Consider the following 23371-nt stretch of genomic DNA (forward strand, 5'->3'; position numbering starts at 1 on the left):
GGTCCCTAGCTGGCGGGGAGGGCGGCGAGGTCGAAATGGCCGACCCGGGTCACCAGTTCGCCTGAGCGGATCTGCTCCAGCCGCAGCGAAAGCCACGCCTCCACGTCTGCCGCATCCGCGCCGGTCTCGCGTGCCGCCTGCGCCCAGCCCTCCACCAGCATCGTCTGAAAGGCGCTCTCGCCGGCCAGGGCTTCCCAGTCGGCCGCCCCCTCCTCGACATGCAGGCCCGCCTTGCGGAAGGCCGCCGCCGCATGGGCATGCGCCTTCGGTCCGAGCGCCGGGCCGAAGCCCTTGTCGCTGCCCTGATGTGCCAGCATCCCGCCGCGCACCGTCTCGTCGAACGGATGCGCCGGCTCCAGCGACTGCCGTCCGTCATAGGTCAGCATGGCAAGGAACGGCAGGCCGCGCCCGGCCAGCGTCTCGGCCAACCCGTCGATCCAGCCCGCCGAGACGAGGTCGAGAAACGCGGAGGTCGTCACCGCATCGATCCCGGACAGCAGCTCGGCCGGGAGCCCCGGCGCAAGGTCCGCGGCGACGATCTCGGCCGCCAGCCCGTCGCGTTCGGCCATCTCGCGGGCCAGCGCCATCAGCGCCGGGTCGTGCTCGGCCAGCCGCCAGCTGGTGGCAAAGCGCAAATGCGGGTGCAGCGCGCGCATGGTCGCGCCGGTTCCCGCGCCAAGGTCGAGGATTACCAGCGCGTCGCCCTTCTTGCGGGCGCGTGCCTCGAGGTGATCGAGAAAGGCCTCGCGCACGGCCGCGTTGCGCGCCCGCAGGTCCGCCGGTTCGCGCGCCGAAAGCCAGTCGCCGGAAAAGCCGCTCATCGTCCAATCTCCGCAATCAGGGCGGCGAGCCGCCGGGCCTGGTCCTGCCAGCCCGGCAGGCCCTGCGCATGGGCGCGTGCCGCCTGTGCCATGGTTTTGGTGCGCTGCGGATCGTCCGCCAGCTGCCGCATCGCCGCGCCCACGGCCGCCGCATCGCCGGCCTCGCACAGGATGCCGGCAGCGCTAGGAACGGTGTCGCGTACCGCGCCGGCTCCGGTCGCAATGAGGGGAAGGCCATGCGCCATCGCCTCGACGAAGGCCATGCCGTAGCCCTCGTAGAGCGTCGTCAGCGCGAAAGCATCCGCCTCGGCGTAGAGCGCCTCGAGCGCCGCCTTCGGCAGCGCCCCGTGCAGGCGCACCTGCCGCGACAGGCCGAGCCGGTCGATCTCCGCACGCACACGGCTCGCGTGAGCCGCGTCGAGCTTGTCGCTGCCGGCGATGTCCAGCGTGATCCGCGTGTCGCGCAGGCCGGCAAGCGCCGCCAGCAGCGTCGGGTGATCCTTGCGCGGCACCAGCGAGCCGACGCACAACAGGCGGAACGGATCGCCCGCCTGCCGGTTGCGCCGCGTGTGCGGCGGCGGCAGGACGAGGCCGGGCTCCAGCACGCTCACGCGCTCGCGGGCCATGCCGAATTCGGCGGCGACGGCGGCCGCGGTTGCCTGGCTCGTCGTCACCACATGGCGCGCCAGCGCCAGCGCGCGGCGCTCGCTGACATGCAGTTCCGCCGCCCGGTCTGCGGGAATGTCGCTCTCGTGGGCCAGGGGATGGTGCACCAGCGCGATCAGCCGCAGCCGCTGAGCATGCGGGGCGGCGATCGCGTCCATCACGCCGAAGGCCAGCCCGTCGATCATCACGACCTCGCCGTCGGCAAGGCCGGAGAGCAGGCGTTCGCCGGCTTCAAGCGTGGCCGGCGAGGGCGCAGGGTAGCCCTCGCCGAGCGTCAGCGCGGTCGCCTCGACGCCGATGGCGGCCAGGGCCGCAAGCAGCTCGCGGTCATAGACATAGCCGCCGGTCGGCGTCTCCAGCCGGCCCGGATACAGAAAGGTGAGCCGGGCTGCGGCCGTCATCAGATCTTGCCTTCGTACCAGGCCCGTGCGGCATGGGACTCGTGCAGCGTCACGCGGATCGAGGCGAGCTCGCTGCCCGGACGCCCGAGCCGGTTCTCGCGCGCGGCCCGTGCCAGCGCGTCGAAGATGTGGCGGCTCAGGAACTCGGTGGTGGTGTTCTTGCCCTTGAACTCCGGCACGTCGTCGAGATTGCGGTAGTTCAGCGGCGTCAACGTCTCCTTGAGCACCTCATGGGCGCGGCCGATGTCGATGACGATGCCGTTCTCGTCGAGCTCCTGCGAAAAGAACGCGGCATCGACGACGAAGGTCGCACCGTGCAGCTGCTGCGCGGGGCCGAAGACGTCGCCCTTGAACGAATGGGCGATCATGATGTGGTCGCGGACTTCGACGGCGTGCATGTGTCGGGATCTCCTGTTGGAACCGGGCGGAGGCGGGAGGGCTGGTGTCGATACGCAAGACGGCCGCGTCCGGGTCGGTGCGGCGCGCATGTGACGTCAAATTGCGCCGACATCAGGGCGCAGCGGCCGTCTCGCCGTTGTTTTTCACGTCGTTTTCCGCCCCGTGGCGGATCGGCTGCGCCAGCACCGGAACCCGGCCGGCAAAGATCTCCGGCAGCCGGACGGGCGCCTCCTCGATGGAAATCGGCGGCGAGATCAGCACGTCGAGCGCCGGGTCACGCAGAAGTGACAGGGCCGTCTCCATGCGCCGGCGATAGGTCCAGCGCGCCTGCCGGTCCGGCGGCAAGCTGCCGACCTGGCTGGAACGCAGCGTCAGCCGCCGGCTGTGGAAGCTGCCGCCCAGATGCGCGGTGACGGGCTTGGCGCCGTACCAGCTCATCTCCACCACCTTCGCCTCGCGTCCGGCCAGGGAAAGTGCGGTGTCGAGGCCGGAGGGGTGGCCGCTGGTGTGGAAGACGAGATCCTGGTCGGGCGGCGCTTCGCCGGGCAGTGCGAACCCCGCGCCGAGCGCGCGGGCGCAGGTTTCCTTCGCCGGATCCGTGTCGACGACCGTCACCCGTGTGCCGGGCAGTCGGGCGGCCAGATAGGCGACCAGCAGCCCGACGACCCCGCCGCCGACCACGGCAACGTGATCTCCCGGTGAGGCGCCGCCGTCCCATAACCCGTTGAGCGCGGTCTCTATGTTGGCCGCCAGGATCGCCCGCAGCGCGGGCACGCCGTCAGGAATCGGCACGGCGGCGGAACCGGAAACGGCGAAGCGAGTTTGATGAGGATGAAGAACGAAAACGGTTTCGCCGGTTCGCGCCGGATCGCCCTCGACGATTTCGCCGACACAGGCGTAGCCATACTTCACCGGGAAGGGGAAATCCCCCTCCTGGAACGGCGCGCGCATGCGCTGCCATTCGCTTTCCGGCACCGCTCCGGTGAACACAAGCCGCTCGGTTCCAAGGCTCACGCCGCTCCACAAGGTGCGCACCAGCACCTCGTCTTCAGCCGGCCTCCGTACTTCCTGCAGGCGCAGTTCCAGCGTCTCCGGACCCGTGGTCCAGAGTGCTTGTGCGTTGCAAGAAAATTTATTCGGCATGCTGCGCTGCGTCACAAATCCTCCTTAGTCCGGGGCAACGTATAGCGCAACAGACGGGGCTGGGCATCCGCTATCGCCGACCATCTGTTTACGAGGTTGTGTTTCATGTTTCAGAGCAGGTTGCCGACTTACCTCACACCGGATTCCTCCGGCAACGGCGTCGTTGCGCCGTCCCCGGACCTTCACCAGGCCGCGCCCGCAGATGCCGCAAGGCTCGCGCGTCGGCGCGCCGTTTTCGCCACCCTCGTGCTTGCCACCATGGCCGGTTTGACCGCGCTGCTGGGCCTCGCCTTTTCCGGCGACGGCGGCATCACATGGGCCGAGTGGCTGATGATCGCCTGCTTCCTGCTGACCTTGCCGTGGACGGCAATCGGCTTCTGGAATGCGGTGATCGGCCTGTCGGTCATGCGCCTGTCGCGCGACCCGCTCGCCGCCGTCTCGACCCTGCGTCCGGGCGATGCCGCCCGCGACAGCGCGTCGTCGACCGCCATCCTCTCCTGCATCCGCAACGAGGATGTGGACGGTGTCGCCGCCTCGCTCGATGCGATGGCGGCGGACCTGGTGCGCTCGGGCCGCTCCGCCGGCTTCACGCTCTATGTCCTCAGCGACACCAATGTCGAGGAGATCGCCGACCGCGAGGAGCGCGCCTTTGCCGAACTGGCCGCGCGCTGGGAGGGCCGCCTGCCGGTGCTCTACCGTCGCCGGTCGGAGAACCCCGGCTTCAAGGCCGGCAACATCCGCGACTTCCTCGACCGCTGGGGCGCCGCGCATGACTATGCCATCGTGCTCGATGCCGACAGCTTCATGTCGGCCAACACGATGCTCGACATGGTCGCGCGCATGGACGCAAACCCGCGCGTCGGCATTCTGCAGACGCTGGTCGTCGGCATGCCGACCACCAGCGCCTTTGCCCGCATCTTCCAGTTCGGCATGCGCCTCGGCATGCGCTCCTACACGCTGGGCAGCGCCTGGTGGCAGGGCGATTGCGGTCCCTATTGGGGCCACAACGCGATCCTCCGGGTGGCACCCTTCGCGGAGCACTGTCATCTGCCGAAGCTGCCGGGCAAGGGCCCGCTCTCCGGCTGGGTGCTGAGCCACGACCAGGTCGAGGCCGTCCTGATGCGCCGCGCCGGCTACGAGGTGCGCGTGCTTCCCGTCGAGGGCGAGAGCTTCGAGGAGAACCCGCCCAACATGCTGGAGTTCATCCGCCGCGAGCTGCGCTGGTGCCAGGGCAATCTCCAGTACATCAAGCTGCTCGGCCTGCCGGACCTCAAGCCGGTCAGCCGCATCCAGCTGTTCCTGGCGATCCTGATGTTCGTGTCCGCCCCGGCCTGGCTGACCTTCATGGCGACCGGCGCGGTTCTGGTGGCCTTGGGCAGCGGCGAGCTGATCCGTTTCGACCTGACGGCGGGCTTCGCGCTTTTCGTCATCGTCATGACGATGATCTTCGCGCCGAAGATCTCCACCTTCTTCGACATCCTTGCCGACAGCAAGCTGCGCGCCGCTTTCGGCGGGGGCCTGCGCGTTACGGCAAGCTGGGTGACCGAGCTGGTCTTCTCCATGCTGATGGCGCCGATCATCGCGGTTGCCGTCACGCTCTTCGTCGCCGGCCTGCCCTTCGGCAAGGCCATCGGCTGGGGTGCGCAGATCCGCGACAACCGCACCCTGCCGCTCGGCCTGTGCGCCTCCAAGCTGTGGCCGCAGACCCTGTTCGGCCTGGCCGGCTTCGTGTGGGCCTTCGCCTTCACCCCGGACCTGATCTGGCCGCTGCTGCCGGTCATTCTCGGCCCGGCTCTCGCCGTTCCGCTGGCCCGCCTGAGTTCGGGCGAGGCCGCCGGCCGTCTGGCGCTTGCCTCGCATCTGTGGCGTCTGCCGGAGGAGGTCGTGCCGGCCGAGTGCCTGCTGCCGCTGCGGCTTCCCGCCCATGCCTCGCTCGGCGTCTCCTTCGGCGGAGCGCATGGCGGCATGGCGCCGGATCTCGCCCGCGCCGACGGCTGAGCCTGGCTTTCGCGTCCCCGGCGGATCACTCCGGCCTCGCGCCGCGGTGATCCGCCGTGCACGCCCTGTCGCGGGCCGTTGATTTGAGCGGATCGGGCCTTTGCGGCACCTTGGTCCTCGCCGCCGGGCGCATCGTCCGGCCACGGGAGACAGATGTCATGCAATCTCATGCCGCTCCGGCCGCCGCCGCTGCCAGCTTCTTTCCGCCGCTCACCCTGGCGACCCTTGTCACCGCTCTCATCGCCGGCGTGCTCGCCGACGGTACCTGGGAGTTCTGGGCGCGGGTGATCACGCCGCTGTGGGTCGGCGGTCCGCTGCAGCCGGCAGCGCTCGTCCAGTCGGTCTTCGGCTTCAGCAGCTTCGCCCTTGCCGAGGCGATCCACCTCGTCGTCGGCGTGGTCTTCTACCCGCTCGGCTATCTCTTCATCGCAAAGCCCATCGCCGACCGGTTCCTGCCGTTCCTGCCCTGGCCCGTCGTGGCGCTGGGCTATGGCGTCGGCCTGTGGATCTTCGCGCTCTACATCATGGCGCATCTCTTCGCCGGCCTGCCGCCCTTCCTGAACTTCATCACCTTGACCTGGGCCTCGCTCATCGGTCACCTGCTGTTCGGGCTGGTCGTCGGTATCGTGGTGCGCTGGCGGATGCCGGCATGAGCCGCCGCCGTTCCGGTCACCCGCTAGTCTGTCACGAGGTGAAATGACGTCGTCCGATACCGCTTCTGCTTCTGCCGCACCGCGCCCGGGCGGCAGGGGGCCGCTTGCCGGGGTGAAGGTGCTCGACCTGTCGCGCATCCTTGCCGGCCCCACCGCCACCCAGCTGCTCGGCGATCTCGGCGCCGACGTCGTCAAGATCGAGCGGCCCGACAGCGGCGACGACACCCGCGGCTGGGGGCCGCCCTTCCTGCGCGATGCGGACGGCAACGAGACCCGCGAGAGCGCCTATTACCTCTCTTCCAACCGCAACAAGCGCTCGCTCGCCGTCGATCTGTCGAGCGAGGAGGGCATTGCCCTGGTGCGCCGGCTGGCGCGCTGCGCCGATGTGCTGGTGGAGAATTTCAAGGTCGGCGACCTTGCCCGCCGCGGCCTCGGCTACGAGGCGCTGTCGGCGGAAAATCCCGGCCTCGTCTATTGCTCGATCTCCGGCTTCGGCCAGGACGGGCCCTATGCCCACCGGGCCGGCTACGACTTTCTCATCCAGGGCATGGGCGGGCTGATGTCGCTCACCGGCCGGCCGGATGCGGAGGGCGGCGAGCAGACCAAGGCCGGCGTCGGCATCGCCGACGTCATGTGCGGCATGTATGCCTCCAGCGCCATTCTCGCCGCGCTGCATCACCGCAGCGCCACCGGCGAGGGCCAGCATCTCGACATCGCGCTGTTCGACACGCAGGTCGCCTGGCTGATCAACCAGGGCGTCGCCTGCCTCACCGACGGCAACGTGCCGCCGCGCCGGGGCAATGCCCATCCCACCATCGTGCCCTACAACGCCTATCCGGCGCGCGACGGCTCCTTCATCCTCGCCGTCGGCAACGATGCGCAATTCGCCCGCTTCTGCGAGGTGGCAGGCCGGCCGGAGCTTGCCAGCGACCCGCGCTTTGCCCGCAATGCCGACCGGGTGCGCAACCGGCTGGAGCTGGAGCCCGAGATCGAGCGGCTGACGGCAACGCGCGACCGCGCCGACTGGATCGCCGCGCTGGAGGCGGTCGGCGTGCCCTGCGGCCCGATCAACGATGTCGGCGAGGTCTTCGCCGATCCGCAGGTCGTCCATCGCGGCATGCGCATCGAGATGGAGCACCCCTTGGGTCGCGACGGACACGTGTCGCTGATCGGCAACCCGCTGAAGCTCTCGCGCACCCCGGTCACCTATCGCCATGCCCCGCCGCGCCTCGGCGAGGGCGGCGTCGAGGCGCTGGCCGAATGGCTCGGCGAGGACGACACTGGCATCCGGGCGCTGGCGGCACGCGGCGCCATCGCACTGGCGGAGACGGAATGAGCGGGACGGGAGCGGATTTCATCGCCGCCAAGCTGCGGCAGGCCGGCTGCACCCACGCCTTCGGCATGCCGGGCGGCGAGGTGCTGGCCTTGATGGGCGCGCTGGAGGCGGCGGGCATCGCCTTCCAGCTGGTCAAGCACGAGAATGCCGGCGGCTTCATGGGCGAGGGTGTCTGGCATGCGCAGGCCCGCGCCGGACGCGAGGCGCCCGCCGTCCTGCTCGCCACGCTCGGTCCCGGCGTTGCCAATGCGGTCAATGTGGTCGCCAACGCGCTGCAGGACCGGGTGCCGCTCGTCTTCCTGACCGGCTGCGTCGATGCCCGCGAGGCGGAAACCTACACCCACCAGGTTTTCGATCATGGCGCCTTGCTGCGCCCGGTGGTCAAGGCGAGCTTCCGCGCCGCCCCCGGCGCGCTGGGCGCGATGATGGACAAGGCGATCCTCACCGCCCTGGACGGCCAGCCCGGCCCGGTCCATGTCGACGTGCCCATCGGCATCGCGGAAGGCGCCTGCGAGGAGGGGCTGCACCCTCTGCCGCAGCGCGTCTCGCCGCGCGATCTTGCTCCGGCCGGCCCTTCGCTGGAGGCGGCCCGCGCGCTGCTGGCAGGTGCCGAGCGGCCCATCGCCATCGCCGGCGTCGATGCGGTCAACGAGGATGCGGGCGCGGCCGTCGCCGCCTTCTGCCGGGCCCATAACGTGCCGCTCATTACCAGCTACAAGGCCAAGGGCCTGCTCGACGAGGCCGACCTGCTGGCTCTCGGCGGTGCGGGTCTGTCGCCGCGTGCCGACGCGCAGCTGCTGCCGTTGCTTGCGGCCTCCGACTGCGTCCTGCTCCTCGGCTACGATCCGATCGAGATGCGCATCAACTGGCGAAACCCGTGGCCAGCCGATGCGCCGGTGGTGGAAGTCGCTGCGAGCCCGCGCCGGCACGGCATGCATGCCGTCCGCCATATTCTGCCCTGCGGCGTTGCGCCGGCGCTTGCCGCCTTGGGCGAGGGGCTCGCCCCGCGTGCCACCTGGCCGGACGGGGAGATTGCGGCCGCGCGCACAGCGCTCGCCGCCCAGTTCGCGCCCGAGCCCTCCGGCTGGGGGCCGGCCGCCGTCTTCCATACCCTGCGCGATGTCCTGCCGGCCGAGACGGTGGCGACCGCCGACAGCGGCGCCCATCGCATCCTCGTTTCGCAGATCTGGCGCGCCGGCTTTCCGCGCGCCATGTTGCAGTCCTCGGCCCTGTGCACCATGGCCTGCGCCCTGCCGCTCGGCATCGGCCACGCCATCGCCGAGCCGGAGCGTCCGGTCGTCGTCTTCGTCGGCGATGCGGGGCTGGAGATGGGGCTCGGCGAGCTTGCCACCTTGCGCGACCTCGGTCTACCGGTTCTGGTCTGCGTTCTGGTCGACGAGAGCCTCGCCCTCATCGAGCTGAAGCAGCGCGCCAGCCAGCGCCCCAATGTCGGCGTCGACTTTGCCGGCACCGATTTCCCCGCGCTTGCCCGCGCGCTCGGCGGCCATGGCGTGTGGGTGGACGATGCGGCAACGCTCGCCCGCGAGGCGGCCGCCGCGCTCTCCCGCAACACCTACACCCTGCTTGCCTGCCGCATCGGCCGGCGCGCCTATGACGGCAAGTTCTGAACCGCTCCGGGAGAGGCGGTCTTGAAAATGTAAAGCGTGCTTGACATTCTTGGGTGCGGCGACGAATGTAAAGCACGCTTTACAAAAGGAACCGTCATGGACAAGCGAAACGCGTCTCTCACTCTTCGCCGCGCGATCCCCTGTTTCGTGGCCTTTGCCGCCTATGTGATCGTTCTTGTCGTTTCGCTGCGCCTGCTCGCGCATGGTGTCGAGGGGCGGGCAGCCGAGCTTGCCGTATCGCTCAGCCCGGTCATTCCCGTCATCGCCTTGTGCTTTTGTATCGTCCGGCTCATCCGCGGCATGGACGAGATGCATCGGGCCATCCAGCTCGAGGCTCTCTCCATGTCCGTCGCCGCGACAGCGCTGGCGACCTTCAGCTACGGGTTCCTGGAGAATGTCGGGTTTCCGAAAGTGTCGCTCTTCGTGGTCCTGCCGCTGATGTGCGGCTTCTGGGCGGCCGGGACCTTCCTTGCCCAGTGGCGCTACCGATGAAGAACTGCATCCAGGAGCTGCGGGCCGCGCGCAAATGGTCCCAGGCGGACCTTGCCGAGCAGCTGGATGTCTCGCGCCAGACGGTGAACGCCCTGGAGCGCGGCCGTTACGACCCCAGCCTGCCGCTCGCCTTCCGCATCGCCCGCCTGTTCGGCGTCGCCATCGAGGATGTCTTCCAGCCCTGATGCCTGCCCCCGATGTCAGGGACCGGCCTTGCCTGAAACGCAAACAGCCGGGATGCGTTTCCGCGTCCCGGCCCTTGTGTCGATGTTGTCCCGCCCGTCTCAGCCCATGCCGAGCTTCAGGCGCAGGCGGGTGCCGACCAGGCTTCCCATGAAGCCGAAGACCAGCCACAGCCAGCCGTGCAGCGAGCCGGAGGCGATGCCGCCGAGATAGGCGCCGATGTTGCAGCCATAGGCGAGCCTTGCGCCGTAGCCCATCAACAGGCCGCCGAGGATCGCGGTCGCAAGGTCGCGGCCCGACAGCTTCCACACCGGCGCATATTTGCTGGCGAGCGCTGCTGCCGCCATCGCGCCGAACAGGATGCCGAAATTCATCACCGAGGTCGCGTCGGCGAAGACCGAGGCCTCCAGCGCGCCCTTCTGCCACTGCCAGTACGGCCAGTCGGTGACGGTCACGCCGAGGCCCTGCAGGATCTTGGCGCCCCACAGCGCGAAGCCCGATGTGATGCCCCAGGGGCGGCCGAGCACGATGAAGGTGGCGATGCCGACCAGCGCGATGGCGACGGCGCCGGCCACCAGCGACCAGGGGCCGGTCAGGTAGGACACCGTGGCGCGCGGCTCGGCAAGGCTGCCATGGGCGCGCTTTTCCATCCGCACGCTCCACAGCGCGATCAGCGCCAGCACCGCGGCGGTCGCGGCATAGGCGCCGAGCGGGCCGAACTCGCTCACCAGCGAGACCGCCGGCAGCTTCGGCAACTGGCCCCACAGGTGCATGTGCGGAGTCGCGGCGACCGATCCGGCGATGAAGGCGGCCAGCGTCACCATCATGCGGGTCGAGCCGCCGCCTGCGGTGAACAGCGTGCCGGAGGCGCAGCCGCCGCCGAGCTGCATGCCGACGCCGAAGGCGAAGGCGCCGATGGCAGCCGCAATGCCGAAGGGAAACACGAAGCCGCCGGTCGGCATGCCGAAGGCGGCGCCCCAGGCGATCAGCGGGAAGGAGACGGCCGAGGTCAGCAGGATCAGCAGGAACTGCGCGCGCAATCCGCCGCCGCGCTTTTCCGTCACCAGCCGGCGCCAGGCCGCGGTGAAGCCGAAGCTGGCGTGATAGAGCGCAAGACCGGCGAAGCCGCCGATCACGACGGCGGCACCGAGCCGCCAGCCGCTGGTATTGGCGGCGAGGACCGCGACGGTTGCAAGGCCGGCGAGCGAAATCGCCAGCACGTTGCGGTTGGGGCCTGAGAGGGTTTGGGCAAGGCTTGTCATGGTCACTCATCTAGCGCGGGAGCGGCCTGTTGCGAAAGGTACCGCGTTCCTCGGCAGGGCGCCTGCGCGCAAATCCGGTTTCGCGGTTTCGCCTTCTTTGGAAGATACATCCCTTGATCGGGGAGCGGAGTACACGCCGGCCGCAAGCTTTTGTGTTTTGCTTGTCATCGGAGCCGGCGGGAAACTTCAGGGGCTGACAGGACCCATGTCCGCTGCCCGGCTCCTCTTCGCCGGTCCGCGGCAGGCGGCTGCAAGGCCGCCGGCAGGATGCGACGAGATGACGATTACCGACGCCTATGGCTACCCGCTCACCCTTTCCGATGCCGGCGCATTGCAGCCCTGGCGCGGGGCGGTGCGCGCCTTTCTCGCCCATGGCCGGGCAACGCCGGACCTCGTTGCCGAGACGCTGCGCCTTGCGCCCGACTTCGCGCTCTGCCACGCCGTCCACGGCCTTTTCTGCATGCTGCTCGGCCGGCGCGAAATGGTCGCCGTCGCCGCCGAGGACCTGGAGCGGGCACGCACCGCCTCCGCCGCCGTCGGGGTGAGCCCGCGCGAGGCGGCCGTGGTCAATGCGCTGGGGGACTGGCTTGCCGGCCATCCCGCCCGCGCGGGTGCCCGGCTGGATGCGGCCCTTGCCGACCATCCGGCCGATCCGCTGCTGATGAAGCTCGTTCATGCCATCCGCTTCGTGCTGGGCGATGCCGCCGGCATGCGCCGCTCGCTGGCCGGCGTCGAGCATGCCTTCGCGCCCGATCATCCCGAGCGCGGCTATTTTCTCGGCTGCCAGGCTTTCGCGCTGGAGGAGACGGGCGACTATGCGCTGGCCGAGCGTGTCGGCCGCGAGGCCGTCGCCCTTGCGCCGGACGATGCCTGGGGCCTGCATGCGGTCGCCCATGTCTACGACATGACCGCGCGGGTGGAGGACGGGCGCGCCTGGCTGGAGGCCAACACGGCCGCCTTCTCCCACTGCAACAATTTCCGCTTTCACGTCTGGTGGCATCTGGCGCTGATGTATCTGGAGCGCGGCGACGTCTCCCGCGTGCTGGAACTCTACGATGAGGAGATCCGTGCCGAGCGCACCGACGATTATCGCGACATCTCCAATGCCGCCTCGCTCCTGGTGCGGCTGGAGATCGAGGGCGTCAATGTCGGCGGCCGCTGGGACGAGCTCGCCCGCCTTGCCGAGGCGCGGGTCGACGACCGCTGCAACATCTTCGCCGATCTTCATTACATGCTGTCGCTGGAAGGCGGCGACCGGCGCGATGCCGCCGATGCGCTGATCGCCTCCATGGGCGCCCATGCCGGCGAGGAGACCGACATGGGCCGCATCGCCGCCGCCGCCGGCATGCCCGCCGTGCTCGGCCTGGAGGCCTGGGCGCGCGGCAACTACTTCTCCGCCTTCCGCCATCTCGACCGCGCCCGCCCGCAGCTTTTCCGCATCGGCGGCAGCCACGCGCAGCGCGATGTGTTCGAGCGGCTGGCCATCGAGGCGGCCTTGCGCGCGGGCCTGTGCCTGGAGGCGGAACGATTGCTGCGCGAGCGCGTTACCCTTCGCGGCGGGCTCGACCGTTTCGCGGAAGTTCGCTTCGAGCGGGCCGAGCGGATGCGCCTGGCCACCCGGCTCATGCAGGACGAGGCCTTGCGGGCCATTCCGGCCTGAACGGCACGGCAAGACCCGCGCGAATTCGGTGCAGGCAGGCATGCCTGGGGGAGGTCTGCCCTCATTGGGCCATGATCGGCGGGTGAAAGAACCGCCCCGCAGGCAGGCTCGCCGGCGGCATCAAGAGGATCGTCTGCTCGTGAACATGCATGTCTCGCCGGCCCTCAGCCCTCCGCGTCCGCGCGATCCAAGGCTCGATTTCTTTCGCGGCCTCGGCATGTTCATCATCTTCGTCGCGCATCTGCCGGAAAACACCTGGACGCTATGGATCCCGGCCCGGTTCGGCTTTTCCGATGCGACGGAGATCTTCGTCTTCTGCTCGGGCATGGCCTCGGCGCTCGCCTTCGGCAAGGTCTTCGACCAGCACGGCTGGCTGATGGGCGTCGCGCGCACCGGCCACCGGATCTGGCAGGTTTATTTCGCCCATGTCTGCCAGTTCCTGGTCATCGCCGCCGGTCTCGTGTGGATCCAGCAAAGCGGCTATCTGGCCGAGTGCTGCGGCCTGACGCAGGATTATGTCGCCTCGCTCAACCTGTGGCCCTTCTTCGAACAGACGCAGGACACGCTGCCCGGCCTGCTGACGCTCACCTATGTGCCGAACTATTTCGACATCCTGCCGATGTATATCGTCATCCTCGCCCTGATGCCGGTGATGCTGGCCGCCTCGCGCCTGTCGAGATGGGCCGTCTTCGCGCTGATGGCGGGGCTTTGGCTGGCCGCCGGACAGGGCCTCTTCGACCTGCCGGCCGAGCCCTGGTCGGACCGGGCCTGGTTCTTCAATCCCTTCGCCTGGCAGCTCGTCTTCTTCACCGGCTTCGCCTTCATGCGCGGCTGGATCCCGGCCCCGCCGGTCTCGGCCGCGCTGATCGGCTTGTCGGCGGCCGTCTTGCTGGCCTCCGTGCCCTTTGCCTGGCACGTCGCCTACAACGAGGTGCCGGCGCTGCTCGCCGCCCGCGATGCGATCACGCCGCTTTGGGACAAGAGCACCTTCGGCGCCTTCCGCTATCTGCATTTCCTGGCGCTCGCCTATCTTGCCTGGGTGGCGGTGGGCGCGGGCGGGTCGCGGCTGCTTGCGGAAAATCTCTGGGGCCGCGTCGTCAACGTGGTGCAGAAGGTCGGCCAGCAGTCGCTCGCCGTCTTCCTCGCCAGCCTCGTGCTGGCCCAGGCCATCGGCATCTTGCGCGACATGGCCTGGGGCCGCGGCGATCCGCTGGCCGAGTTCCTGGCCAATATCGCCGGCTTTGCCGGCCTGATCGCCGTCGCCTATCTGGTGTCCTGGTACAAGAAGCAGCCCTGGCGGCGCCCGCCTGCCGGAAAGTCCGGTCCGGGTCCTAAGTCCTCCGACGGCGGCTCGGCCAGGAGCGAGCGCAGCCCGGCCGCGCGCGCCGTGCAACCGGCAGCGACCACGAGCTGAGATCGGGCCGGTTGGGGCGGCGCGGACGCTCCGCCTCAGCCGGGCCAGCCGCGCCGCTGCGCGATCAGCTGCCAGCCCTGTTCCACCCATTCGGCGCGGATGCTGTGCCCACCCGCATGCAGGCACACTTCCAGCAGGCCGGGGCCGTCGCGTGCCTCCTGCAGCTGGCAGGAGAGCCCTTGCGCCGGCGCGCCTTGCGGAAATTTGGCCGCAAGCCCCGCCTGCCGCTGCCACAGGGCAAGGCTCTTGGCGACGTCCGACTGGCGCCAGTGCTCGCCGATGGCCCGTCCCTCCAGCGGCACCGTCCGGTCCGCCGTGCCGTGCACATGCACCAGCATCGGCAGGGGCGAGGGGCAGGCCTGCGGTACCGGGTCCCAGAAGGCGCCGGCCACCGCCACATAGCCGGCGAAGAGCTCGCCCTCGCGGCAGGCGACGTTCCACGCCATCGATCCGCCCATCGAAAAGCCGGTCAGCACGGTCTTCTCGCCGGCAATGCCGAAGCGGGTCTTCAGATCGGCGGCCAGAGCCCGGAAGAAGGCGAATTCGTCGCGCAGCTGCCGCGGCGCGCCGGGATAGGACCAGGTTCCGCCTTCCCCTTGCGGAGCGACGAAGGCAACGCCCAGCCGTTCGGCAAGCCGCGCCCAGGCTCCGTTGCGCATCTCCGCCTCGGCCGAGCCGCGCCATCCGTGCAGGAAGACGATCGCCCCCTTCGGCGGCGCTCCTTGCGGCAGGAGGATGCGATATTCGCCCCCTTCGATGGCGCAGGGCGTGTCGCTGCCGCAGCCGGGCGCACTGCCGGCGGCAAGGGCCGGGGACGACGCCAGCCACAGGCCGGCGAGCATGGCGGCGGCGAGCGAGGGCAAGGCAGGGGCGAAAGAGGTGGGACAGGACATCGGCAGCTCCCGGGAAAACGGAATGCATGACGGATCAGGGATCCAGCATGGGCCCGTCCCGCGGTTCCCGGCAAGCGTGTCCTGCGCGGTTCCCCTCACGCTTCGGTGAAGGTCGCCGCCCGACCTGCTGCGGCGAGTTTCGAATATGTCTCACCCGGCAGCGTAAGAGCGACTAGAGGATCGCCCAGCGGATGATGCTGGCGATCACGAACAGCGTCGCGACGCCCGCCAGCCACAGCCCGGCGAACCAGGCGAGCCGCTGGTAGAGCGGCCGCTCGGACCCGTCCCGCGTCATCAGTGATAGCCCTCGTCGGGCCGCACCTTGCCGCGGAACACCCAGTAGGCATAGGCGGTATAGGCCAGGATCATCGGGATCAGCACCACCGCCCCGGCAAGCAGGAACAGGAGCGAGCTGTCGGGCGCGGCCGCCTGCCAGATGGTGATCGAGGTCGGCACCACATAGGGGAACAGGCTGACGCCGAGCCCGGCGAAGGTGACGAGGAAGAGCCCGAGGCTCGCCAGGAACGGCAACCCGTCGCGGGTCGAGCGCAGGCTGGAGAACAGCAGCACGGCCAGCCCCAGCACCAGCAGCGGCACCGGCGCGGTGTAGAAGATCTGCGGGAACTCGAACCAGCGCGCGGCGAATTGCGGGTGCAGCGCCGGCGTCCACAGGCTGACCACCGCGATCATCGCCAGCAGAAGTCCGCCGAGCACCTTCGCCTTGTCGCGGAAATGCTCCTGCATCGGCCCTTCGCATTTCCACACCAGCCAGGTGGCGCCGAGCAGCGCATAGCCGATCACGACGGCAAGGCCGGTCATCAGGGAGAACGGCGTCAGCCAGTCGAGCCAGCCGCCGGCATAGGCGCGTCCTTCCACGTCGATGCCCTGGATGATGGCGCCGAGCGCGATGCCCTGCGCCAGCGCCGCCGTCAGCGAGCCGAGGAAGAAGGCGACATCCCACACCCATTGCCGCTCGGGGCGCGCCTTGAAGCGGAATTCGAAGACGACGCCGCGGAAGATCAGGCCGAACAGCATCGCCATGATCGGCACGTAGAGGGCGGGCATCAGCACCGCATAGGCCAGCGGGAAGACCGCATAGAGCCCGCCGCCGCCCAGCACCAGCCAGGTCTCGTTGCCGTCCCATACCGGCGCGACGGAGTTCATCATCACGTCGCGCTCGGTCTTGGAGCGGGCGGTGGGGAACAGGATGCCGAGGCCGAGGTCGAAGCCGTCCAGCACCACGTACAGGAACACGGCGGTGGCGATCAGCAGGGCCCAGATGAGGGCGAGGTCGAAGATCATGGCTCTACTCCGCCGGCTTGGGTTCGTCTGCATAGGCAGGGGCGGGCGTCACGCCGGCCGCGCGGGTCGGCTCGCCCTTTTGCGGCCCTTGCGCATCCCCGCCAGGCCGCATGCCCATGGCTTTCAGGATGTAGCCGGTGCCGATGCCGAAGACGATGAAATAGACCACGATGAACACCAGCAGCGAGGTCGCCACCGCCGGCGCATCGACCGGCGAGATGCTGTCGCTGGTGCGCAGCAATCCGTAGACTGTATAGGGCTGGCGGCCGACCTCGGTGGTAATCCAGCCCGCCAGCACCGCGATGAAGCCGGTCGGCCCCATCAGCAGGACCGCGCGGTGGAACAGCGGCGTGTCGGCCAGCCGTCCGCGCCAGCGCAGGTAGAGGCTCCACATGCCGATGCCCAGCATCAGGAAGCCGATGCCGACCATCACGCGGAAGGAGAAGAAGACGATCGTGGCATTCGGCCAGTCCTCGCGCGGGAAGTCCTTCAGCCCCGGCACCCGCCCGTCGAGCGAATGGGTGAGGATCAGGCTGCCGAGCTTGGGCACCTCGACCCGGTAATGCGTCTCCGCCGCCTCCATGTCGGGAATGCCGAACAGGATCAGCGGCGCGCCGGCCTCGCCCTCGAAATGGCCTTCCATCGCGGCGATCTTGGCCGGCTGGTGCTCCAGCGTGTTCAGCCCGTGCATGTCGCCGGCCATGATCTGCACCGGCGTCACCAGCGCCGCCATCCACATCGCCATGGACAGCATCACCTTCGCGCCCTCGTTGCCGCGTTCCTTGAGCAGGTGCCAGGCACCGACCGCGCCGACGACGAAGGCGGTGGTCAGATAGGCGGCCAGCATCATGTGGACGAAGCGATAGGGGAAGGAGGGGTTGAAGACGATCTCGAACCAGTTTTCGGGGATGAACTGGCCGGCCTCGTTGATCGCATGGCCGGCCGGCGTCTGCATCCAGCTGTTCACCGACAGGATCCAGAAGCCCGACAGCGCCGTGCCGAAGGCGACCATCGCGGTTGCCATGAAATGCAGCCGCGGCCCCACCCGGTTGAGCCCGAACAGCATGATGCCGAGGAAGCCGGCCTCCAGGAAGAAGGCGGACAGCACCTCGTAGCCCATCAGCGGGCCCAGAACCGGCCCGGTCTTGTCGGAGAACACCGACCAGTTGGTGCCGAACTGGTAGGTCATCACGATGCCCGAGACGACGCCCATGCCGAAGGCGACGGCGAAGATCTTCAGCCAGTACTTGAAGAGCTGGAGATAGACCTCCCGCCGCGTCGCCAGCCACAGGCCCTCCAGCACCATCAGGTAACTGGCAAGGCCGATGGTGAAGGAGGGGAAGATGATGTGGAACGACACGGTGAAGGCGAACTGGAAGCGCGCCAGGTCGATTGCGGAAAAGTCCATCATGCTGGCTCCTTCGCGGGTCTGGCCGGGCCGCCGCGACCCTTGCTCGTTCCGCTGGTATGCGCCCCGGCAGGTGCGGGCGGGCGGATCCCTTGCGGGGGAAAGTTGCGCGTCCGCCGAGGCTTGGCCATGCGACCGATTGAAGCCCGAGCCTTGCGCGCTGGCAACCCCCGGCGCGGGAAATGACCGTTTTCCGGCTGTTTCAGCGCCAGTCGCCCTCTGTCGGGATGTTGAGCGAAATGCCGCAGTGCTTGCAGTGGACGGCGTCCGGATCGTGCCGGTTCAGGCCGCATTCGGGGCATTTGTGGGCGACCTTGAGCGGCCGGAAGATCGTCTGGACCAGCCGCAGGAACAGCCCGACGCCGACGATCATGATGAGGATGGTCAGCAGCCGTCCGTACGCGTCGGTCATGATGATGTCGCCGAACCCGGTCGTCGTCAGCGTCGTCACCGTGAAGTAGAGCGCGTCGAGAAACGTGTTGATGCCCGGGTTGCGGCCCTTTTCCAGCACATGCACCGCGGCCGAGACCACGAAGATGAACACCGTCAGGTTGACCAAGGCCTGGATCACCTGCTCGTTGCGGCGGAAGAAGGGCATGTGCCCCTGCAGCTCGCGGATCAGGTGGTAGGAGCGCAGCAGCCGCAGCATGCGCAGGACCAGCAGCATCGCCAGCCCTTCCACCACGGCACTGGCGAACAGCGAGACGATCACCACCGCATCGGCCAGCGCCATGAAGCTGCCCATGGCGCGCAGCGGCCGGTTTGCGGCGGCCAGCCGCAGCAGGTAGTCCGCCAGCATCACCGCGCCGATGATGTAGTCGAGCCGGTGGTCCGTTCCGTTGAGGCCGAACAGGATCGAGGCGAAGAAATAGGAGATGGCGAGAAAGTCGAAGACCAGCAGCCCCATCCGCCAGCGCCGGGAGCGGGCCGAACTGCCGAAATAGAGCCGGCGCACGGCGGAGCGGAAACGGGTGAACGGCGGGTCCTGCGGCTCTGCGTCGGGGCGTGTCTCGGCGGTCATGGCGCGATCATGCGCAGCGGTTCCCGGCGCGGTCAATCGGGCCCGGCCGCGCCCGGCCGTCCTGCGCCCATCGCGTGTGCGGACGGGTCTCGGGGGCGCTTGCATCCCCCGCCGATATTCGGGCTTTGGACTCCAATGCGAATCGGAGCAAGATTTCGTTAACCATTTCAGCAGCGGCCGGCTCGACCTGCCGCAAGGTTTTTTCCGGGGAGCGTCATGTCCGCCTTTGTCCAGTCCCTGCCGACCTTGAACGACAGCCTGCGCTTTGCCGAGCAGCATGTCGGCGACATCCTGCACACGCCGAAGTCTCCGGACGGTGCCGCCTATCGTTTCATCGTGCGCGGGACCGGACGCTTCGGCAACGGTGCGCGCAGCGGCAGCCCGTGCGAGGTGCTGGCCGCCACCCGCCGCGAGGCGGAACTGCGCCGCCTGCATGCGGTCGCCACCAGCATCGCGCAATATCTGGAAGAGCGGATCGCCGCCGAAAGCCCGCTCGCCGCCGAGTGAGCGCCGCCCCTCAGTTCCAGGTCCGCTCCAGCACCGACAGCCAGTTCTTCCAGGCGATCTTCTCGATCAGCTCCTCGCCGTAGCCCGCCTCGCGGAAGGCCTGCAGCAGCACCGGCAGGCCGGCCACGTCGCCGATGGCGCGCGGCACCATGCAGCCGTCGAAATCCGAGCCGAGCGCCACCCCATCCTCGCCGAGCCGCGACAGCAGGTGGTCGGTGTGCCGCACCATCACCTCCAGCGGCGTGTCGGAGATGTTGGCCCCGTCCGGCCGCAGGAAGGCGACATGGAAGTTGAGCCCGGCCAGGCCGCCGCTTTCCGCGATGGCGTCGAGCTGCCGGTCGGTCAGGTTGCGCGCCGAAGGGCACACCGCATGGGCGTTGGAATGGGAGGCGACCAGCGGCCGGTCGGTGATCGCGGCAACGTCCCAGAAGCCCTTTTCGGTCAGGTGCGACAGGTCGACCATGATCTTCAGCCGGTTGCAGGCCCGCACCAGCTCCTTGCCCGCATCCGTCAGGCCCGGCCCCGTGTCGGGGGAGGAGGGGCAGGCCATCGGCACGCCGTCGCCGAAGATGTTCGGCCGGCTCCACACCGGCCCGAGCGAGCGCAGGCCGGCGGCGTGCAGCACCTCCAGCGCGGTCATGTCGGCGTCGATCGCCTCGGCGCCTTCCACATGCATGACCATGGCGAGCTGGCCTGCCGCCATCGCCGCGCGGATCTCGGCGGCATTGCGGCAGATCGCCACCTCGCCGGCGCTCTCGCGCTCCAGGCGCAGCGCGCGGGCGAACATGCGCAGCGTGAAGGCGAGCGCGTCCGGCTGAGCGACCTCGGCAAAGTTCGCCGGATCGTCCGGGTCGTAGCGCACCTTCAGCGCGTCGCCCAGCTGCGAGGGCACGTAGATGGCGAACAGCCCGCCGGCGAAGCGCCCCTTGCGGGCGCGCGGCAGGTCGATGTGATCGCGCGCGGCGCGGTCGAAGAACGAGCGCTCGCGGGCGGTGCCGGCGCCGAGCTCCAGCTTGAGCAGCGTGTCGTTATGGCCGTCGAAGACGGGGATCTGGCTCATTCGGATGCGTGTCCTGGGCGGTGAGGCGGGAACGGGCGGGCAGGCGCGCGAGTGTCGCCGCCCGGCCGCCGCAACGCAAGGGGGCGCCGCGCGGGCCGTTCCGCGCCCTGGGATCAGGAGGCGGCGCGGCGCTCCGGGAAGAGGCTCGCGAGCCCGTCGGCGCTCGCCGCGCAGATGCCGCGCTCGGTGATCAGGCTGGTGACCAGCCGCGCCGGCGTCACGTCGAAAGCAGGGTTCGTCGCCTCCGTCGTCGGCGGGGTGATGGCGATGGTCTCGCTGCGCCCGTCCTCCGTCAGACCGGTCAGATGCGTCACCTCGCGGCCCGAGCGCTCCTCGATCGGGATCTCGCGCAACCCGTCGCTGACGGTCCAGTCGATGGTCGAGGAGGGCAGGGCGACATGGAACGGCACGCCGTTGTCATGGGCGGCGAGCGCCTTCAGATAGGTGCCGATCTTGTTGCACACATCGCCCGTCGCCGTGGTGCGGTCGGTGCCGACGATCACCATGTCGACCAGCCCGTGCTGCATCAGGTGGCCGCCGGCATTGTCGACCACCAGCCGGTGCGACACCCCGTGTCGGCCCAGCTCCCAGGCGGTCAGCCCGGCGCCCTGGTTGCGCGGCCGCGTCTCGTCGACCCACACATGCACGGGAATGCCGGCGTCGTGCGCCTGATAGATCGGCGAGGTCGCCGTGCCCCAGTCGACGGTGGCCAGCCAGCCGGCATTGCAATGGGTCAGGATGTTGACCGGCTCGCCCCCACCCTTGCCCCCACCCTTGCCTTGGTTCTTGCGCGCGGCGATCTCGCGGATGAGCGTCAGCCCGTGCCGGCCGATGGCGTGGTTGACCTCGACATCCTCGTCGCAGATCTCGCCGGCCTTGGCCCAGGCGGCGGCGGCGCGCGCGCTCTCGGGCAGCGGCGCCACGCTGGCGGTCACCGCATCGAGCGCCCATCGCAGGTTGATCGCGGTCGGCCGGGTCGCCGCCAGCTGTGCTGCAGCCTGCGCCAGGCCGGCGTCGGACGGGTCGCGCGCCAGCGCCATCGCCAGGCCATAGGCGGCGGTGGCGCCGATCAGCGGCGCACCGCGCACCCACATGTCGCGGATCGCCGTCGCGGCCGCCTCGGGCGTTGTCAGTTCCGTGGTGACGAAGCGGTGCGGCAGCTGCGTCTGGTCGATGATGTGCACCGACCGGCCATGCTCTGCCGGCCAGATGGAGCGGTGGGCAACGCCGTCGATCTTCATGACATCTCCGTATCGATGGGCCAGACCGGGCAGAGCAGGCAGGGCAGGGACCGCCCGCCGTCCGGTCGTCTCTCTTGCGGCGACCTAAAGCACTTTTCGCACCGCTTTGCCACCCGCAGCAAGGCGAAGCGGCGCGGCGAGGAGAGGGGAAAACGAAACGGGGCAGGCTCCTTGCGGAACCTGCCCCGAACAGACCTCACGGCTCGCGCCTGCGAACCGTCCTCGTCAGGCCTTCTCGGCCAGTATCGTCTCGAAGCCCTCGAATTCCGGATGGCCGAGATAGAGCGGCTTGTTGTCGCCCGCGCCCTTGTGGGCGTCGCGGAAGGCCTGGCTCTTGGTCCAGGCGAGGAAGGCATCCTTGTCCCGCCAGATCGTGTGCGAGGCATAGAGCGTGTGGTCCTCGTGGTCCGGCCCTTTCAGCAGGTGGAACTCGACGAAGCCGTCCATCGTGCCCAGATGCCGGTCGCGGTTGCGCCACACCTCCTCGAAGGCCTCCTCGTTGCCGGACTTCACGCGAAAGCGGTTCATGGCAATGTACATCAGGCAGTCTCTCCCTCTTCTGGCAACGGCCCCTGCAGGGCAAACTGTGCCGCCGACCGCTCGCCGACAAGGTCCTGCAGGGCCTTGCGGAAGGCGGTCTGGCCTGTGCTGCGCAGCGGCACGAAAGGCTTGTTGAGCTTCTGGCAGATCTTCTTGGCCCGCAGGCACGCATCATGGCTGACGCAACTGACCGGGCAGAAGACGCAGTCGACGGACGGCAGCAGATGGTCGAGGCGCTGCGGTGCGTCCTCCACGCCGCCGTCGTGATGGACGAATGTGGTGTTGAAGGCTTCCGCGATGCCGCGCAGCCGGTCGCGGTGGCCGTGCATGCCGCCGACATAGAGGATCGCCTTCGGCCGTGCGGCCGCATCGGCCTGTGCAGCGCCGGTGCCAACGACGGCGACCGGTGATGGCCCTGCGGCGATGGCCGCGATCCGCGCGCCCTGCCGGGGCATCTGCTGCGGCGCGGGGCGCCGCGTCTCCTCGCCGATCTCGCGCAGCCGCGCTTCCGCCTGCCGCGCCCGCACCCGTGCCGATTGCAGGGCCCGTCCGGCCTTGTCGAGCCGGCGGCGCAGCGAGGCTGCATCCGGTGCCGCCTCCGCCGTCTCCGGCACGCGCGCCTCGTCCGCCGCGCGTCCCGCCTTGAGCCTTGCCAGCGTCGCGCGCAGCTCGATCAGCTCCCGGTCGCGCTGGGTCAGCGCCTCGCGCAGGCCCGCCTCCACGCGCCGCGCCCGGTCCTCGGCCTCCTGCAGCTGGTCGCGCAGGGTCGCCGCCTCCTCGTTCTTCTGGCGGAACGAGGCGCCGGCCAGATGCGACCACATGTGCACCTCGCCGAAGATGCGTGCGCGCAAGGGACCCGGCACATGCTGGTGGGTCATGAAGGCCCAGTAGGCCGGACCGACCTGGCCCCGGTCGCACATGTCGCGCCACAGGGCTTCCAGCTCGGCTACGCCGCGCGCCCGCCCGACCCGGCGCAGCGCGCCTTCGAAGCGGCCGTCGAGCAGTTTCTGGAAGGCGCGGGAGAAGGCGCAATCGGTGGTCGACAGGCGCACGAAATGGCCGTGGACGTCGTAGTCGGGCGTGTCGGGGGAAACCTCGATGCCCACCTTGCGGGCGGTGCGGCGCAGGTCGGCGACGCTGGCGCAGGTGCCGACGATGGAACAGTGGACGCTGTCGGCCTGCTCCCACAGCGCGATGCGCCTGCGTGCGGCCTGGCCGTCGCTGCCGATCTCCTCGCAGGCGAGCGGAGCGCGCCCCGAATGCGCGGCGACCGCATCCTCGATCGCCTTTCGCAGCTTGTCATCCCTGGCGCACATGGAGCCGTGCCCCTCCTGAAACAGGTT

At 69.4% G+C, this 23371-nt stretch carries 23 protein-coding genes; 9 read left to right on the forward strand and 14 right to left on the reverse strand.

Translation table 11 applies throughout. From position 1 onward, the window contains the following. Positions 1-5 precede the first annotated feature (5 nt). From GH266_RS16485 to GH266_RS16500, 4 genes are all read right to left on the reverse strand, one after another. On the reverse strand, positions 6-821 hold the full coding sequence (locus GH266_RS16485; RefSeq protein ID WP_158194800.1) for a small ribosomal subunit Rsm22 family protein: 816 nt from the start codon (positions 819-821) through the stop codon (positions 6-8). Further along, positions 818-1888 carry a glycosyltransferase family 4 protein gene (locus GH266_RS16490; protein WP_158194801.1) on the reverse strand — a complete coding sequence of 357 codons (1071 nt, stop codon included), beginning with the start codon at positions 1886-1888 and terminating at the stop codon, positions 818-820. Before GH266_RS16490 ends, GH266_RS16485 begins: the two co-directional genes overlap by 4 nt. Next, positions 1888-2286: a 6-pyruvoyl trahydropterin synthase family protein gene (locus tag GH266_RS16495; RefSeq protein WP_158194802.1), complete on the reverse strand. Its 399-nt coding sequence runs from the start codon at positions 2284-2286 to the stop codon at positions 1888-1890. Before GH266_RS16495 ends, GH266_RS16490 begins: the two co-directional genes overlap by 1 nt. Positions 2287-2398: 112 nt before the next feature. After that, entirely contained in the window at positions 2399-3445 is a 1047-nt protein-coding gene (locus GH266_RS16500) for a zinc-dependent alcohol dehydrogenase (protein ID WP_209001470.1), read from the reverse strand. A gap of 90 nt (positions 3446-3535) precedes the next feature. Here GH266_RS16500 and mdoH point away from each other — a divergent pair, with 90 nt between their 5' ends. The 6 genes from mdoH to GH266_RS16530 all read left to right on the forward strand — a co-directional run bounded on the left by mdoH (position 3536) and on the right by GH266_RS16530 (position 9722). After that, positions 3536-5428, forward strand: coding sequence for a glucans biosynthesis glucosyltransferase MdoH (mdoH, locus tag GH266_RS16505; RefSeq protein ID WP_158194803.1), 1893 nt, complete (start codon positions 3536-3538; stop codon positions 5426-5428). A gap of 158 nt (positions 5429-5586) precedes the next feature. Continuing rightward, entirely contained in the window at positions 5587-6081 is a 495-nt protein-coding gene (locus GH266_RS16510) for a hypothetical protein (RefSeq protein WP_158194804.1), read from the forward strand. 43 nt (positions 6082-6124) lie between these two features. Beyond that, on the forward strand, positions 6125-7417 hold the full coding sequence (locus GH266_RS16515; protein ID WP_158194805.1) for a CaiB/BaiF CoA transferase family protein: 1293 nt from the start codon (positions 6125-6127) through the stop codon (positions 7415-7417). After that, positions 7414-9045, forward strand: a complete 1632-nt coding sequence (locus tag GH266_RS16520; RefSeq protein ID WP_158194806.1) for a thiamine pyrophosphate-binding protein — start codon at positions 7414-7416, stop codon at positions 9043-9045. Before GH266_RS16515 ends, GH266_RS16520 begins: the two co-directional genes overlap by 4 nt. 96 nt (positions 9046-9141) lie before the next feature. Further along, positions 9142-9537 carry a hypothetical protein gene (locus GH266_RS16525; RefSeq protein WP_158194807.1) on the forward strand — a complete coding sequence of 132 codons (396 nt, stop codon included), beginning with the start codon at positions 9142-9144 and terminating at the stop codon, positions 9535-9537. Beyond that, on the forward strand, positions 9534-9722 hold the full coding sequence (locus GH266_RS16530; protein ID WP_067223784.1) for a helix-turn-helix transcriptional regulator: 189 nt from the start codon (positions 9534-9536) through the stop codon (positions 9720-9722). Before GH266_RS16525 ends, GH266_RS16530 begins: the two co-directional genes overlap by 4 nt. 99 nt (positions 9723-9821) lie before the next feature. On the opposite strand, the gene GH266_RS16535 is transcribed toward GH266_RS16530, so the two are convergent. Continuing rightward, positions 9822-10982, reverse strand: a complete 1161-nt coding sequence (locus tag GH266_RS16535) for a YeeE/YedE family protein (RefSeq protein WP_158194808.1) — start codon at positions 10980-10982, stop codon at positions 9822-9824. A gap of 277 nt (positions 10983-11259) precedes the next feature. Between GH266_RS16535 and GH266_RS16540 the strand changes: the two genes are divergently transcribed. Together GH266_RS16540 and GH266_RS16545 are read left to right on the forward strand one after the other, a co-directional pair. Then, a complete protein-coding gene (locus GH266_RS16540) occupies positions 11260-12642 on the forward strand; it encodes a tetratricopeptide repeat protein (RefSeq protein ID WP_158194809.1) in 1383 nt (460 codons plus the stop codon). Positions 12643-12787: 145 nt separating this feature from the next. Beyond that, positions 12788-14056, forward strand: coding sequence for an OpgC family protein (locus GH266_RS16545; RefSeq protein ID WP_158196258.1), 1269 nt, complete (start codon positions 12788-12790; stop codon positions 14054-14056). Between the two features lie 35 nt (positions 14057-14091). Here GH266_RS16545 and GH266_RS16550 read toward each other — a convergent pair whose 3' ends face one another. From GH266_RS16550 to GH266_RS16570, 5 genes are all read right to left on the reverse strand, one after another. After that, positions 14092-14949 (reverse strand): CE1 family esterase, encoded by an 858-nt coding sequence (locus GH266_RS16550; RefSeq protein WP_209001471.1) that lies wholly within the window; start codon positions 14947-14949, stop codon positions 14092-14094. Between the two features lie 172 nt (positions 14950-15121). Next, a complete protein-coding gene (locus GH266_RS16555; protein ID WP_158194810.1) occupies positions 15122-15244 on the reverse strand; it encodes a DUF2474 family protein in 123 nt (40 codons plus the stop codon). Then, the gene (gene cydB / locus GH266_RS16560; protein WP_158194811.1) at positions 15244-16251 is read right to left on the reverse strand and encodes a cytochrome d ubiquinol oxidase subunit II; all 1008 of its coding nucleotides are present in this window, start codon (positions 16249-16251) and stop codon (positions 15244-15246) included. Before cydB ends, GH266_RS16555 begins: the two co-directional genes overlap by 1 nt. A gap of 4 nt (positions 16252-16255) precedes the next feature. Beyond that, the gene (locus tag GH266_RS16565; protein WP_158194812.1) at positions 16256-17662 is read right to left on the reverse strand and encodes a cytochrome ubiquinol oxidase subunit I; all 1407 of its coding nucleotides are present in this window, start codon (positions 17660-17662) and stop codon (positions 16256-16258) included. A gap of 199 nt (positions 17663-17861) precedes the next feature. Next, positions 17862-18680 carry a potassium channel family protein gene (locus GH266_RS16570; protein WP_158194813.1) on the reverse strand — a complete coding sequence of 273 codons (819 nt, stop codon included), beginning with the start codon at positions 18678-18680 and terminating at the stop codon, positions 17862-17864. 216 nt (positions 18681-18896) lie between these two features. Here GH266_RS16570 and GH266_RS16575 point away from each other — a divergent pair, with 216 nt between their 5' ends. Further along, complete coding sequence (locus tag GH266_RS16575) at positions 18897-19187, forward strand: hypothetical protein (protein WP_067223802.1); 291 nt, start codon at positions 18897-18899, stop codon at positions 19185-19187. Positions 19188-19197: 10 nt separating this feature from the next. Here GH266_RS16575 and GH266_RS16580 read toward each other — a convergent pair whose 3' ends face one another. From GH266_RS16580 to GH266_RS16595, 4 genes are all read right to left on the reverse strand, one after another. Continuing rightward, positions 19198-20247 carry a dipeptidase gene (locus tag GH266_RS16580; RefSeq protein WP_158194814.1) on the reverse strand — a complete coding sequence of 350 codons (1050 nt, stop codon included), beginning with the start codon at positions 20245-20247 and terminating at the stop codon, positions 19198-19200. A 113-nt stretch (positions 20248-20360) separates the two neighbouring features. Continuing rightward, the gene (mtnA, locus tag GH266_RS16585; RefSeq protein WP_158194815.1) at positions 20361-21488 is read right to left on the reverse strand and encodes an S-methyl-5-thioribose-1-phosphate isomerase; all 1128 of its coding nucleotides are present in this window, start codon (positions 21486-21488) and stop codon (positions 20361-20363) included. 225 nt (positions 21489-21713) lie between these two features. After that, on the reverse strand, positions 21714-22028 hold the full coding sequence (gene hmuQ, locus GH266_RS16590) for a heme-degrading protein HmuQ (RefSeq protein ID WP_158194816.1): 315 nt from the start codon (positions 22026-22028) through the stop codon (positions 21714-21716). Next, positions 22028-23344 carry a DUF2325 domain-containing protein gene (locus GH266_RS16595; protein ID WP_158194817.1) on the reverse strand — a complete coding sequence of 439 codons (1317 nt, stop codon included), beginning with the start codon at positions 23342-23344 and terminating at the stop codon, positions 22028-22030. The genes hmuQ and GH266_RS16595 overlap by 1 nt, the downstream gene beginning before the upstream one ends. Positions 23345-23371: the final 27 nt, after the last annotated feature.

Origin of the sequence: Stappia indica, from assembly GCF_009789575.1 — a bacterium.
Classification (GTDB): domain Bacteria; phylum Pseudomonadota; class Alphaproteobacteria; order Rhizobiales; family Stappiaceae; genus Stappia; species Stappia indica_A.

Coding starts and splice junctions, on each gene's coding strand:
- GH266_RS16580 (WP_158194814.1), bottom strand. CDS start 20,247: ATGAGCCAGATCCCCGTCTTCGACGGCCATAACGACACGCTGCTCAAG.
- cydB (WP_158194811.1), bottom strand. CDS start 16,251: ATGATCTTCGACCTCGCCCTCATCTGGGCCCTGCTGATCGCCACCGCC.
- GH266_RS16540 (WP_158194809.1), top strand. CDS start 11,260: ATGACGATTACCGACGCCTATGGCTACCCGCTCACCCTTTCCGATGCC.
- mdoH (WP_158194803.1), top strand. CDS start 3,536: ATGTTTCAGAGCAGGTTGCCGACTTACCTCACACCGGATTCCTCCGGC.
- GH266_RS16565 (WP_158194812.1), bottom strand. CDS start 17,662: ATGATGGACTTTTCCGCAATCGACCTGGCGCGCTTCCAGTTCGCCTTC.
- GH266_RS16495 (WP_158194802.1), bottom strand. CDS start 2,286: ATGCACGCCGTCGAAGTCCGCGACCACATCATGATCGCCCATTCGTTC.
- GH266_RS16525 (WP_158194807.1), top strand. CDS start 9,142: ATGGACAAGCGAAACGCGTCTCTCACTCTTCGCCGCGCGATCCCCTGT.
- GH266_RS16485 (WP_158194800.1), bottom strand. CDS start 821: ATGAGCGGCTTTTCCGGCGACTGGCTTTCGGCGCGCGAACCGGCGGAC.
- GH266_RS16595 (WP_158194817.1), bottom strand. CDS start 23,344: ATGTGCGCCAGGGATGACAAGCTGCGAAAGGCGATCGAGGATGCGGTC.
- hmuQ (WP_158194816.1), bottom strand. CDS start 22,028: ATGTACATTGCCATGAACCGCTTTCGCGTGAAGTCCGGCAACGAGGAG.
- GH266_RS16520 (WP_158194806.1), top strand. CDS start 7,414: ATGAGCGGGACGGGAGCGGATTTCATCGCCGCCAAGCTGCGGCAGGCC.
- GH266_RS16515 (WP_158194805.1), top strand. CDS start 6,125: ATGACGTCGTCCGATACCGCTTCTGCTTCTGCCGCACCGCGCCCGGGC.
- GH266_RS16550 (WP_209001471.1), bottom strand. CDS start 14,949: ATGTCCTGTCCCACCTCTTTCGCCCCTGCCTTGCCCTCGCTCGCCGCC.
- GH266_RS16570 (WP_158194813.1), bottom strand. CDS start 18,680: ATGACCGCCGAGACACGCCCCGACGCAGAGCCGCAGGACCCGCCGTTC.
- GH266_RS16555 (WP_158194810.1), bottom strand. CDS start 15,244: ATGACGCGGGACGGGTCCGAGCGGCCGCTCTACCAGCGGCTCGCCTGG.
- GH266_RS16530 (WP_067223784.1), top strand. CDS start 9,534: ATGAAGAACTGCATCCAGGAGCTGCGGGCCGCGCGCAAATGGTCCCAG.
- mtnA (WP_158194815.1), bottom strand. CDS start 21,488: ATGAAGATCGACGGCGTTGCCCACCGCTCCATCTGGCCGGCAGAGCAT.
- GH266_RS16490 (WP_158194801.1), bottom strand. CDS start 1,888: ATGACGGCCGCAGCCCGGCTCACCTTTCTGTATCCGGGCCGGCTGGAG.
- GH266_RS16535 (WP_158194808.1), bottom strand. CDS start 10,982: ATGACAAGCCTTGCCCAAACCCTCTCAGGCCCCAACCGCAACGTGCTG.
- GH266_RS16545 (WP_158196258.1), top strand. CDS start 12,788: ATGCATGTCTCGCCGGCCCTCAGCCCTCCGCGTCCGCGCGATCCAAGG.
- GH266_RS16510 (WP_158194804.1), top strand. CDS start 5,587: ATGCAATCTCATGCCGCTCCGGCCGCCGCCGCTGCCAGCTTCTTTCCG.
- GH266_RS16575 (WP_067223802.1), top strand. CDS start 18,897: ATGTCCGCCTTTGTCCAGTCCCTGCCGACCTTGAACGACAGCCTGCGC.